This window comes from Enterobacter cloacae complex sp. S1, assembly GCF_014930525.1.
Classification (GTDB): Bacteria; Pseudomonadota; Gammaproteobacteria; order Enterobacterales; family Enterobacteriaceae; genus Enterobacter; species Enterobacter hormaechei_C.
Genome location: NZ_JADBRE010000008.1, coordinates 50767 through 63115 on the forward strand (window position 1 = coordinate 50767; position 12349 = coordinate 63115).

The following is a 12349-nucleotide window of genomic DNA, read 5'->3' on the forward strand; positions in this document are numbered from 1 at the left end:
GACAGGAAACGAAGATGAAAGCTGTATCTCGCGTTCATATCACGCCACATATGCACTGGGACCGGGAGTGGTACTTCACCACCGAAGCGTCACGTATTCTTCTGGTCAATAATATGGAAGAGATCCTCACTCGTCTTGAGCAGGACGCAGAGTATAAATACTACGTACTCGACGGCCAGACGGCGGTGCTGGAAGATTATTTTGCCGTGAAACCGGAAAACAGGCCACGCGTGAAGGCACTGGTGGCGGCCGGGAAGCTGATTATCGGGCCGTGGTATACCCAGACGGATACCACCCTTGTTTCCGGCGAGTCGATTGTCCGAAATCTGATGTACGGTATACGCGACTGTCTGGCCTTTGGCGAGCCGATGAAAATTGGCTATCTGCCGGACTCCTTCGGCATGTCTTCCCAGCTGCCGCACATTTACAATGGTTTTGGCATCACGCGCACCCTGTTCTGGCGCGGGTGTTCCGAGCGGCACGGTACCGATAAAACCGAATTTCTCTGGCAAAGTCAGGACGGCAGCGAAGTGACGGCACAGGTGCTGCCGCTGGGCTACGCGATTGGTAAGTACTTACCGGAGGATGAGGCCGGGCTGCGCAAACGGCTCGACACGTACTTCGAGGTGCTGGAAAAAGCCTCCGTGACGAAAGAAATTTTGCTGCCTAACGGCCATGATCAGATGCCGCTCCAGCAGAACATCTTTGCGGTGATGGATAAGCTGCGCGAAATCTATCCGCAGCGTCAGTTTGTGATGAGCCGCTTCGAGGAGGTGTTTGACCACATTGACGCGCACCGCGATGAACTGGCGACGCTGAAAGGGGAGTTTATTGACGGTAAATATATGCGGGTGCACCGGACGATAGGCTCCACGCGGATGGACATCAAAATCGCCCACGCCCGGATAGAGAATAAAATCGTCAACGTCCTTGAGCCGCTGGCCACGCTTGCCTGGACGCTGGGCTTTGAGTATCACCACGGCTTGCTGGAAAAAATGTGGAAAGAGATCCTCAAGAATCACGCCCATGACAGTATCGGCTGCTGCTGTAGTGACAAAGTGCATCGTGAGGTGATGTGCCGCTTCGAGCTGGCGGAAGACATGGCCGATAACCTGACGTGCTTCTATATGCGCAAGATTGTCGACAACATGCCGCAGAGCGAGGAAGACAAACTGGTGATGTTTAACCTCACGCCCTGGCCGCGTGAGGAAGTGATTAACACCACGATACGTCTGCGCGCCAGCCAGTTCCGCCTGCTGGACGATAGGGGGAATGAAATCCCTTACTGCCTGCGCAGCGCGCGTGAAATCGACCCCGGCTTGATTGACCGGCAAATTGTGCATTACGGCAACTACGATCCCTTTATGGAGTTTGATATCCAGCTCAATCAGATCCTGCCATCAATGGGTTACCGCACGCTCTATATCGAGCCGCACGTAGCCGGCAAGCTGCTGGCGGCAGAAAAATCGTCGGAGGCGTTACTGGAAAATGCTTTCTGGGAAATAACGTTAAACGACGACGGCACCCTGCGTCTGCTCGATAAAGCGTCCGGGCTTATCTATGACCGCGCGCTGGAAATAGAAGAGAGCTCGGATGATGGCGATGAGTACGACTACTCGCCTTCACGGGAAGAGTGGAGACTCACTTCCGCTCAGGGCGAGCATGAGGTTGAGGTGATCCACGAGGCCTGGCAGAGCAGGGCGGTGATCCGCCATCGCATGGCGGTGCCGGCGGATCTCGCCGAACGTTCTGCGCGTCAGCAGACGGGAACGCTTGAGGCAGAGCTCACGGTCACGCTCAGCCATAACAGCCGACGTATCGACGTTGAGGCGCGTCTCGGAAATCACGCGGATGACCACCGTGTGCGGGTGCTGATCCCGACGCCATTTACCGCAGACACGGTGTTAGCCGATACCCAGTTCGGTTCGCTGACGCGACCTGTACAGGATGAAGCGATGGCGAACTGGCAGGAGGAGGGCTGGAAGGAAGCGCCGCTGCCGGTGTGGAATCTGCTCAACTACGCGGTGCTCCAGGAACGGCGTAACGGAATGGCCCTGTTTACCGAAGGGTTGCGCGAATTTGAAGTGACTGGCGAGCGTCAAAAAAAGTTTGCCCTGACGTTGCTTCGCGGCGTGGGGGTGCTTGGGAAGGAAGATTTACTGCTGCGCCCCGGCAGACCGTCCGGGATCAAAATGCCGGTGCCTGATTCGCAGATGCGGGGTCAGTTAACCTGTCGCTTTAGCCTGTTCAGTTTTAATGGTACGCCCGTCAGTGCTGGCGTTGCGCAGCAGGCGAAGTCGTGGTTAACGCCAGTGCACTGTTATAACAAAATCCCGTGGGATGCGATGAAGCTTAACCGCGCCTCTTTCACCACACCCTGTAGCTATAGCCTGTTAACGCTGGCGCCTAACGGATGCGTACTCAGTGCGCTGAAAAAAGCGGAGGATCGTGACGAGATGATTCTTCGTCTGTACAACCCTTCGGAGACCCGCTCCGGTGATGTGACTTTGTCTGTGAACCGTGAGGTCCAGGCCTGTTGCGAAACGGACATGAATGAGGTGCGCAAGGCGCAAGGGGAGGAGGGTTCAGCCATTACGGGGTCGTTCCAGCCATGCCAGTCACGCACCTTTAGCATAAAAATTGAAAGGTAATCCTCCGAACAAAATAAAGGCCGCATTCCTGCGGCCTTTATTTCATCAAATAGTCACGAAAGGGTGTTAATTTTAAGATTATTAAAGGTGAATGAAATGTAATCTTTTCGGCGGGTAGCAAAGCGAAAGAAAAATACTGTGAAGCAGATAACATTATATGGTTATCTTCCGGCAAAATGCGTTTTTTCTCGCGCGTTAATAAAAATCACAACTGTTTATATTATCTTCTGGCTTTTATAACCAATAACGCCTTTAAATATACATATTGTTAACAAGGTTTTTACTATCCGCACCACAAAGAAACATCATTAACAGCTCTGACTGTTTTTGATTTAAATCAATGTTTAATCCTTGGAAAAAGGCTCCGAAAGGCGTTAGATTGTTCCCGATCAAAATGGCCGAAAAGTGGTAATTTTGCTATAAATTGATCGCCGTCGAAAAACGTAAATCTGTTCGAATAAAAACCTGTTTATTGTAAGGGTTTTGCAGCGTATTATATTTACGGGATCAATTTGGTTTTTTCTTAACGTATTTGTAACCTTTCATCATTGCTTTTTCCTCCTGAAGAGAATAAGCAACGAAGAAGGGAAGCAGATAACTTTGTATTGGGGCATGCGTGTGGATCCTTATCTAACGGGGTTCACTCTCGGAGTCTTCATGCGATGAGCAAGGAGTCATAATGTTAGACGTAGTCGAACTGTCGCGCTTACAGTTTGCCTTGACCGCGATGTACCACTTCCTGTTTGTGCCGCTGACGCTCGGTATGGCGTTCCTGCTGGCCATCATGGAAACGGTTTACGTCCTCTCCGGCAAACAGATTTATAAAGATATGACCAAGTTCTGGGGCAAGTTGTTTGGTATCAACTTTGCGCTGGGCGTGGCAACCGGTCTGACCATGGAGTTCCAGTTCGGGACAAACTGGTCTTACTATTCCCACTATGTAGGGGATATTTTCGGTGCGCCGCTGGCCATTGAAGGTCTGATGGCCTTCTTCCTCGAATCCACCTTTGTAGGTCTGTTCTTCTTCGGTTGGGACCGTCTGGGTAAAGTCCAGCATATGGCGGTAACCTGGCTGGTGGCATTAGGCTCCAACTTGTCCGCACTGTGGATCCTGGTGGCGAACGGCTGGATGCAAAACCCAATCGCATCTGATTTCAACTTCGAAACCATGCGTATGGAGATGGTCAGCTTCGCTGAGCTGGTCCTGAACCCGGTTGCTCAGGTTAAATTCGTTCACACCGTGGCGTCTGGCTATGTGTGCGGCGCGATGTTCGTGCTGGGCATCAGCTCCTACTATATGCTACGCGGCCGCGACTTCGCGTTCGCCAAGCGTTCTTTTGCTATCGCAGCAAGCTTCGGTATGGCCGCGATTCTGTCCGTGATTGTTCTGGGTGATGAATCCGGTTACGAAATGGGCGACGTGCAGAAAACCAAACTCGCCGCAATTGAAGCTGAATGGGAAACCCAGCCGGCACCGGCAGCGTTTACCCTGTTCGGTGTGCCTGACCAGAAAGCGCAGGAAAACCGCTTCGCCATTCAAATTCCTTACGCTCTGGGTATTATCGCCACGCGCTCCGTCGACAAACAGGTGACTGGCCTGAAAGATCTGATGGTGCAGCATGAAGAGCGTATCCGTAACGGGATGAAAGCCTACTCGCTGCTGGAACAGCTGCGCGCCGGCTCTACCGACCAGGCCGTTCGCGATCAATTTAACGACGTGAAGAAAGACCTCGGTTACGGTCTGCTGCTGAAACGCTATACCCCGAACGTCTCCGACGCGACGGAAGCGCAGATTCAGATGGCAACCAAAGACTCTATTCCACGCGTTGCGCCGCTGTACTTCGCGTTCCGCATCATGGTGGGTTGCGGCATTATCATGCTGCTGATCATCGCGGCTTCGTTCTGGTCAGTCATTCGTAACCGTATCGGTGAGAAAAAATGGCTGCTGCGCACCGCGCTGTACGGTATCCCACTGCCATGGATTGCTATCGAGTCCGGTTGGTTTGTTGCAGAATATGGCCGTCAGCCGTGGGCGATCGGTGAGGTGCTGCCAACAGCGGTAGCGAACTCCTCCCTGACCGCAGGCGACCTGATCTTCTCCATGCTGCTCATTTGCGGTCTGTACACCCTGTTCCTGGTGGCTGAACTGTTCCTGATGTTCAAGTTCGCGCGCCTTGGCCCAAGCAGCCTGAAAACCGGTCGCTACCACTACGAGCAGTCTGTTGCGACTACTCAGCCGGCACGCTAAGACAGGAGTCATCAAATGATCGATTATGAAGTATTGCGTTTTATCTGGTGGCTGCTGATCGGTGTTCTGCTGATTGGTTTCGCGGTCACCGATGGTTTCGACATGGGCGTGGGCATGCTCACCCGTTTCCTCGGTCGTAATGACACCGAGCGTCGAATCATGATCAACTCCATCGCCCCGCACTGGGACGGTAACCAGGTGTGGCTGATCACCGCAGGCGGCGCGCTGTTCGCTGCCTGGCCGATGGTCTACGCGGCTGCGTTCTCCGGCTTCTATGTGGCGATGATTCTGGTGCTGGCTTCTTTATTCTTCCGTCCGGTGGGTTTTGACTACCGTTCCAAGATTGAAGACACCCGCTGGCGTAACATGTGGGACTGGGGCATCTTCATCGGTAGCTTCGTTCCACCGCTGGTCATTGGTGTGGCGTTCGGTAACCTGTTGCAGGGCGTACCGTTCCACGTCGACGAATATATGCGTCTGTTCTACACCGGTAACTTCTTCCAGCTGCTGAATCCGTTTGGTCTGCTGGCAGGCGTGGTGAGCGTGGCGATGATCATCACCCAGGGGGCAACCTATCTCCAGATGCGTACCGTAGGTGAACTGCATCTGCGTTCCCGCGCTACCGCTCAGGTGGCAGCGCTGGTGACGCTGGTCTGCTTCGCGCTGGCCGGTGTGTGGGTGGTGTATGGTATTGATGGATACGTGGTGACGTCCGCTATCAACCATGCTGCACCGTCTAACCCGTTGACCAAAGAGGTGGCGCGTCAGGCCGGTGCATGGCTGGTGAACTTCAACAATACCCCTGTGCTGTGGGCTATCCCGGCTCTGGGTGTGCTGCTGCCACTGCTGACCGTGCTGACGTCTCGTCTGGAGAAAGGCGCTCTGGCGTTCGTATTCTCTTCCCTGACGCTGGCGTGCATCATCCTGACGGCCGGTATTGCGATGTTCCCGTTCGTGATGCCATCCAGCACCATGATGAATGCCAGCCTGACCATGTGGGATGCAACGTCCAGCCATATGACGCTGAACTTAATGACCTATGTGGCTTGCGTGTTCGTTCCGATTGTTCTGGCTTACACCATCTGGTGTTACTGGAAAATGTTCGGTCGTATCACTAAAGAACATATCGAAAGCAACACCCACTCTATGTACTAAGTAAGGAGCTGAATATGTGGTATTTCGCATGGATTTTAGGGACGCTTCTTGCCTGTGCGTTTGGTGTCATCACTGCCCTGGCGCTTGAGCATGTAGAAGCGACCAAAGCAGGTGAAGAAAAGCACTAATGAATATTATCGCAACGTTATATGCGGTAATGGATAAGCGCCCCTTGAGGGCGCTTTCCCTCATTATGGCATTACTGCTGGCAGGCTGTATCTTCTGGGACCCGTCGCGCTTCGCGGCGAAAACCAGCGAGCTTGAAATCTGGCACGGCTTCCTGATTATGTGGGCGGTGTGCGCAGGCGTGATTCACGGTGTCGGCTTTCGTCCGAAAGCGCTACACTGGCAGGGCATCTTCTGCCCACTGATTGCCGATCTGGTTCTCCTCGCCGGTTTGATTTTCTTCTTCTTCTGAATAAGAAATGTCCGTTAACGTTATGGGCTTACCCTGGCCCATAAAAATTTACTCTCCGTTTACTTTCTCCCATTCCAAACCATCATTCCCGCGCGTATAGTAGCGAAGTTTGAAAGCTCCAACTTTTCTTGTATTACCGGGATGTAAAGTGAATACAACGCTGTTTCGATGGCCGGTACGTGTCTATTACGAAGATACCGATGCCGGTGGTGTGGTCTACCACGCCAGCTACGTTGCTTTTTATGAACGGGCACGCACAGAGATGCTGCGCCATCATCACTTTAGTCAACAGGTGCTGTTGGCTGAGCGAGTTACCTTCGTGGTACGCAAGATGACGCTTGAGTATTTTGCGCCTGCCAGACTCGACGATATGCTCGAAGTCCAAACAGAAATTACATCAATGCGCGGAACTTCACTGGTTTTCACGCAGCGGATAGTCAATGCAGAGAACACGGTACTGAACTCAGCTGAAGTCCTGATTGTCTGTGTTGATCCAACCATAATGAAGCCTCGTGCGCTTCCTAAGTCTATTGTCGCGGAGTTTAAGCAGTGACTGACATGAATATCCTTGATTTGTTCCTGAAGGCAAGCCTTCTGGTTAAACTTATCATGTTGATTTTGATTGGTTTTTCAATCGCATCCTGGGCCATCATCATCCAGAGAACGCGTATCCTCAATGCCGCTGGCCGCGAAGCCGAAGCGTTTGAAGATAAGTTCTGGTCGGGTATTGAGCTTTCGCGTCTGTACCAGGAAAGCCAGGGACGCCGTGATAACCTTTCAGGCTCCGAACAAATTTTCTACAGCGGTTTCAAAGAGTTCGCTCGCTTACATCGCGCTAACAGCCATGCGCCGGAAGCCGTGGTAGAAGGGGCGTCGCGTGCGATGCGCATCTCCATGAACCGCGAACTGGAAAATCTTGAAACGCATATTCCTTTCCTCGGAACCGTTGGCTCCATCAGCCCGTATATCGGCCTGTTTGGTACGGTGTGGGGGATCATGCACGCCTTTATCGCCCTTGGGGCGGTGAAGCAGGCAACGTTGCAGATGGTTGCGCCGGGTATCGCAGAAGCACTGATCGCGACCGCAATCGGTCTGTTCGCCGCAATTCCGGCGGTAATGGCGTACAACCGTCTGAACCAGCGCGTGAACAAACTGGAACTGAACTACGACAACTTTATGGAAGAGTTCACCGCGATTCTGCATCGTCAGGCGTTTACCAGCACCGAGAGCAACAAGGGGTAAACCATGGCCAGATCGCGTGGACGAGGTCGTCGCGAGCTCAAGTCCGAAATCAATATCGTTCCGTTACTGGACGTGCTGCTGGTGCTGCTGCTGATCTTTATGGCGACGGCGCCCATCATCACCCAGAGCGTGGAAGTTGATCTGCCGGATGCGACAGAATCACAGGCGGTAAGCACCAATGACGATCCTCCGGTCATCATTGAGGTTTCCGGCGTAGGGCAGTACAGCGTGGTGGTAGAGAAAGATCGTATGGATCAGCTTCCGCCAGAGCAGGTTATTGCTGAAGCGCAACGACGCCTGGAGTCAAATCCGAAGACGGTCTTCTTAATCGGTGGTGCGAAAGACGTACCATATGATGAAATTATCAAAGCGCTGAACTTGCTACATAGCGCGGGCGTTAAGTCAGTTGGCTTAATGACTCAGCCTATTTGATCATCTGCGTAGTTTTTGGGAACCGATAGTGTCAAAGGCAACCGAACAGAACGACAAGCTTAAGCGAGCGATAATCGTCTCCGCAGTGCTGCACGTAATTCTTTTTGCAGCGCTGATCTGGAGTTCGTTCGATGAGCACCTTGATGCATCAGGCGGCGGTGGGGGCTCGTCCATCGACGCCGTCATGGTGGATCCCGGTGCGGTAGTGCAGAACTATAATCGCCAGCAACAGCAGCAGGCGAGCGCAAAACGCGCGGAAGAACAGCGTGAAAAACAGGCGCAACAGCAGGCGGAAGAGCTGCGTGAAAAGCAGGCCGCCGAGCAGGAACGTCTGAAGCAGCTTGAGAAAGAGCGTTTGCAGGCGCAGGAAGCCGCTAAAGAGCAGGCGGAGCAGCAGAAACAGGCTGAAGCCGCAGCGAAGAAAGCTCAGGAACAGCAGAAGCAGGCGGAAGAGGCGACAGCCAAAGCCGCAGCAGACGCGAAGGCGCAGGCAGATGCTCAGGCTAAGTTAGCCGCAGACGCGGCGAAGAAAGCGGCTGCTGATGCGCAGAAGAAAGCGGAAGCCGAAGCTGCGAAGAAAGCCGCTGCTGATGCGAAGAAGAAAGCAGAAGCCGAAGCGGCGAAAAAAGCGGCCGCTGACGCACAGAAGAAAGCCGAAGCGGAAGCCGCCAAAAAAGCTGCGCAGGAAGCAGAGAAGAAAGCGGCTGCTGATGCTGCGAAAAAAGCGGCCGCCGCCGAGAAAGCTGCGGCAGAAAAAGCCGCCGCTGCGGAAAAAGCCGCTGCTGATAAAAAAGCGGCAGCTGAGAAAGCCGCTGCTGATAAGAAAGCGGCTGCCGAAAAAGCCGCAGCTAAAAAGGCCGCTGCTGCGGAAAAAGCCGCTGCCGCAGGGGTTGACGATCTGCTGGGCGACCTGAGCTCCGGTAAGAATGCACCGAAAACGGGCGGTGGGGCGAAAGGAAGTAACGCAGCACCGGCAGGAAGTGGTAACACTAAGAACAACGGTGCTTCTGGCGCTGAGATCAACGACTATAAGAATCAGATTGCTGCGGCTATTGCCAGCAGACTTAACGATAAATCGCTCTATACCGGGAAAACCTGCCGACTGCATATTAAACTGGCTACGGATGGTATGGTGCTGAGCGTTGAGTCAGAAGGGGGAGATGAAGCGTTATGCCAGGCTGCACTTGTGGCAGTGAATCAGGCAAAACTGCCAAAACCTCCGTCACAGGCTGTCTATGAAGTGTTCAAAGACGCTTCGCTGAACTTTAAGCCATAAGCAGAGCTGCGGTTATCGGGTTCTGATAGTTTTGTGTATTTGAGTTTGTTAACCTTCTGCTAAATTATCCAGGACTTATTGTTCGGATAAGGGAGATATGATGAAGCAGGCATTACGATTAGCTTTTGGTTTTTTAGTACTGTTGACGTCAGCAGTGCATGCCACAGTAAGCATCGACATTACCGACTGGAACGACTCAGCGCGTCCAATCGGTGTCGTTCCGTTCCAGTGGGCAGGCCCGGGCGCTGCGCCTGAAGATATTGGCGGCATTGTTGCAGCTGACCTGCGTAACAGCGGTAAATTTAACCCCTTAGATCGTTCTCGTCTGCCGCAGCAGCCGGGTACCGCTCAGGAAGTTCAACCTGCTGCATGGTCTGCACTGGGTATTGATGCCGTGGTTGTCGGACAGGTTACTCCTGCGCCAGACGGCGGCTATAACGTCGCTTATCAGCTGGTGGATACCGGCGGTGCGCCGGGTACCGTTCTGGCTCAAAACACGTATAAGGTGAACAAGCAGTGGCTGCGTTACGCAGGCCACACGGCGAGTGACGAAGTGTTTGAGAAGCTGACCGGTATTAAAGGTGCGTTCCGTACCCGTATCGCGTACGTAGTACAGACCAACGGCGGCCAGTTCCCTTATGAGCTGCGCGTCTCTGACTACGATGGCTACAACCAGTTCACCGTACACCGTTCACCACAGCCGCTGATGTCTCCGGCATGGTCTCCGGACGGCTCTAAGCTGGCGTACGTGACCTTCGAAAGCGGCCGTTCCGCGCTGGTTATCCAGACGCTCTCTAACGGTGCTGTGCGTCAGGTTGCGTCATTCCCGCGTCACAACGGTGCGCCTGCGTTCTCTCCGGACGGTACCAAACTGGCGTTTGCCCTGTCTAAAACCGGTAGCCTGAACCTGTACGTGATGGATATTGGTTCTGGTCAGATCCGTCAGGTCACGGATGGTCGTAGCAACAACACTGAGCCAACCTGGTTCCCGGACAGCCAGAATCTGGCCTTTACGTCTGACCAGGCAGGTCGTCCACAAGTTTATAAAGTGAATATCAACGGCGGAGCAGCGCAGCGTATTACCTGGGAAGGTTCTCAGAACCAGGATGCTGACGTCAGTGCCGATGGTAAAACGATGGTAATGGTCAGTACTGCGGGTGGTCAGCAGCACATTGCCAAACAAGATCTGGTAACGGGGGGCGTACAAGTACTGTCGTCAACGTTCCTGGATGAAACGCCAAGTCTGGCACCTAACGGCACCATGGTAATCTACAGCTCTTCTCAGGGGATGGGATCCGTGCTGAATCTGGTTTCTACAGATGGGCGTTTCAAAGCGCGTCTTCCGGCAACTGATGGACAGGTAAAATCACCTGCCTGGTCGCCGTATCTGTAATAATAATTAATTGATTACTAAAGGAATCTTAGAAATGCAACTGAACAAAGTGCTGAAGGGGCTGATGATCGCTCTGCCTGTTATGGCAATCGCAGCGTGTTCTTCTAACAAGAATGCAAGCAATGACCAGAGCGGCGAAGGCATGATGGGTGCCGGCACCGGTATGGACGCTAACGGCAATGGCAATATGTCTTCTGAAGAGCAAGCGCGTCTTCAGATGCAGCAGTTACAGCAGAACAACATCGTTTACTTCGATCTGGATAAATACGACATCCGTTCTGACTTCGCTGCAATGCTGGATGCGCACGCAAACTTCCTGCGTAGCAACCCGTCTTACAAAGTCACCGTAGAAGGTCATGCGGACGAACGTGGTACTCCGGAGTACAACATCTCCCTGGGTGAACGTCGTGCAAACGCTGTTAAAATGTACCTCCAGGGTAAAGGCGTTTCTGCTGACCAGATCTCCATCGTTTCTTACGGTAAAGAAAAACCAGCAGTACTGGGTCACGACGAAGCGGCTTACTCCAAAAACCGTCGTGCCGTACTCGTTTACTAAGAGAATTGCATGAGCAGTAACTTCAGACATCATCTGATGAGTCTGTCGTTACTGGTTGGAATAGCGGCCCCCTGGGCCGCTTTTGCTCAGGCACCAATCAGTAGTGTCGGCTCAGGCTCGGTAGAAGACCGGGTCACTCAACTCGAGCGTATTTCTAACGCTCACAGCCAGCTTTTAACTCAACTCCAGCAGCAGCTTTCCGATAACCAGAATGATATTGATTCCCTTCGTGGTCAGATCCAGGAGAGTCAGTATCAGCTTAATCAGGTTGTGGAGCGCCAGAAGCAAATTTTGTTGCAGATGGATAGCCTTAACAGCGGCGGAGCAGCAGCACAGCCAGCAGCAGGCGATCAAAGCGGTGCGGCAACGCCTGCACCTGCGGCAGATGCCTCCGCGTCGTCTGGTGCGCCTGTACAGAGCGGTGACGCGAATACGGACTACAACGCGGCCATTGCCCTGGTGCAGGACAAATCGCGCCAGGACGATGCTATCGTTGCGTTTCAGAACTTCGTTAAGAAGTACCCTGATTCCACTTACCAGCCAAATGCGAATTACTGGCTGGGTCAGTTGAATTACAACAAGGGTAAAAAGGATGATGCGGCGTTTTATTTTGCCTCTGTGGTGAAAAATTACCCGAAATCACCGAAAGCGCCTGATGCGATGTATAAAGTCGGCGTAATCATGCAGGACAAAGGCGACACTGCAAAAGCCAAAGCGGTTTATCAGCAGGTGGTTGCAAAATTCCCGGGTACAGACGGCGCCAAACAAGCGCAAAAACGTTTGAGTTCGATGGGTTGATTATCGCATGACCAGAAATCGCGTCATTTCTGGTCGTGCAGCATGATTCCTAAGCAGTTAAGTGATCTTCATCGAAATTTTTGTTGCGCAGAATTCTTAAATCAGTAATATATGCCGCCGTTGCCACGGGATATCAAACAACGTGAAAGCAGCGCAAAAGTGGGTCGTTAGCTCAGTTGG

12 protein-coding genes are annotated in these 12349 nt (G+C 52.9%); all 12 read left to right on the forward strand.

The window, feature by feature from the left end; all coding sequences use genetic code 11:
• The first annotated feature begins 14 nt into the window (after positions 1-14).
• A complete protein-coding gene (mngB, locus tag IM290_RS07720; RefSeq protein ID WP_193041704.1) occupies positions 15-2651 on the forward strand; it encodes a mannosylglycerate hydrolase in 2637 nt (878 codons plus the stop codon).
• A 679-nt stretch (positions 2652-3330) separates the two neighbouring features.
• Positions 3331-4899: a cytochrome ubiquinol oxidase subunit I gene (cydA, locus tag IM290_RS07725; protein WP_193041703.1), complete on the forward strand. Its 1569-nt coding sequence runs from the start codon at positions 3331-3333 to the stop codon at positions 4897-4899.
• Positions 4900-4914: 15 nt separating this feature from the next.
• Positions 4915-6054 carry a cytochrome d ubiquinol oxidase subunit II gene (cydB, locus tag IM290_RS07730; protein WP_023303309.1) on the forward strand — a complete coding sequence of 380 codons (1140 nt, stop codon included), beginning with the start codon at positions 4915-4917 and terminating at the stop codon, positions 6052-6054.
• Between the two features lie 14 nt (positions 6055-6068).
• Positions 6069-6182, forward strand: coding sequence for a cytochrome bd-I oxidase subunit CydX (gene cydX / locus IM290_RS07735; protein WP_003858598.1), 114 nt, complete (start codon positions 6069-6071; stop codon positions 6180-6182).
• Positions 6182-6472 carry a cyd operon protein YbgE gene (gene ybgE / locus IM290_RS07740; RefSeq protein WP_003858596.1) on the forward strand — a complete coding sequence of 97 codons (291 nt, stop codon included), beginning with the start codon at positions 6182-6184 and terminating at the stop codon, positions 6470-6472. Before cydX ends, ybgE begins: the two co-directional genes overlap by 1 nt.
• Positions 6473-6620: 148 nt before the next feature.
• Positions 6621-7025, forward strand: coding sequence for a tol-pal system-associated acyl-CoA thioesterase (gene ybgC / locus IM290_RS07745; RefSeq protein WP_126542617.1), 405 nt, complete (start codon positions 6621-6623; stop codon positions 7023-7025).
• Positions 7022-7714: a Tol-Pal system protein TolQ gene (tolQ, locus tag IM290_RS07750; protein ID WP_003858590.1), complete on the forward strand. Its 693-nt coding sequence runs from the start codon at positions 7022-7024 to the stop codon at positions 7712-7714. Before ybgC ends, tolQ begins: the two co-directional genes overlap by 4 nt.
• Positions 7715-7717: 3 nt before the next feature.
• Positions 7718-8146, forward strand: a complete 429-nt coding sequence (gene tolR, locus IM290_RS07755; RefSeq protein WP_003858589.1) for a colicin uptake protein TolR — start codon at positions 7718-7720, stop codon at positions 8144-8146.
• 28 nt (positions 8147-8174) lie between these two features.
• On the forward strand, positions 8175-9422 hold the full coding sequence (gene tolA, locus IM290_RS07760; protein ID WP_193041702.1) for a cell envelope integrity protein TolA: 1248 nt from the start codon (positions 8175-8177) through the stop codon (positions 9420-9422).
• A gap of 100 nt (positions 9423-9522) precedes the next feature.
• Entirely contained in the window at positions 9523-10815 is a 1293-nt protein-coding gene (gene tolB / locus IM290_RS07765) for a Tol-Pal system beta propeller repeat protein TolB (RefSeq protein WP_017384962.1), read from the forward strand.
• A 34-nt stretch (positions 10816-10849) separates the two neighbouring features.
• Complete coding sequence (gene pal / locus IM290_RS07770) at positions 10850-11371, forward strand: peptidoglycan-associated lipoprotein Pal (protein WP_003858578.1); 522 nt, start codon at positions 10850-10852, stop codon at positions 11369-11371.
• Between the two features lie 9 nt (positions 11372-11380).
• Complete coding sequence (gene cpoB, locus IM290_RS07775; RefSeq protein ID WP_003858574.1) at positions 11381-12169, forward strand: cell division protein CpoB; 789 nt, start codon at positions 11381-11383, stop codon at positions 12167-12169.
• Positions 12170-12349 lie beyond the last annotated feature (180 nt).

Bases quoted from the DNA above. Each gene is read 5' to 3' on its own strand.
- mngB (WP_193041704.1), top strand. From the start codon at position 15: ATGAAAGCTGTATCTCGCGTTCATATCACGCCACATATGCACTGGGAC.
- cydA (WP_193041703.1), top strand. From the start codon at position 3,331: ATGTTAGACGTAGTCGAACTGTCGCGCTTACAGTTTGCCTTGACCGCG.
- cydB (WP_023303309.1), top strand. From the start codon at position 4,915: ATGATCGATTATGAAGTATTGCGTTTTATCTGGTGGCTGCTGATCGGT.
- cydX (WP_003858598.1), top strand. From the start codon at position 6,069: ATGTGGTATTTCGCATGGATTTTAGGGACGCTTCTTGCCTGTGCGTTT.
- ybgE (WP_003858596.1), top strand. From the start codon at position 6,182: ATGAATATTATCGCAACGTTATATGCGGTAATGGATAAGCGCCCCTTG.
- tolR (WP_003858589.1), top strand. From the start codon at position 7,718: ATGGCCAGATCGCGTGGACGAGGTCGTCGCGAGCTCAAGTCCGAAATC.
- tolB (WP_017384962.1), top strand. From the start codon at position 9,523: ATGAAGCAGGCATTACGATTAGCTTTTGGTTTTTTAGTACTGTTGACG.
- pal (WP_003858578.1), top strand. From the start codon at position 10,850: ATGCAACTGAACAAAGTGCTGAAGGGGCTGATGATCGCTCTGCCTGTT.
- cpoB (WP_003858574.1), top strand. From the start codon at position 11,381: ATGAGCAGTAACTTCAGACATCATCTGATGAGTCTGTCGTTACTGGTT.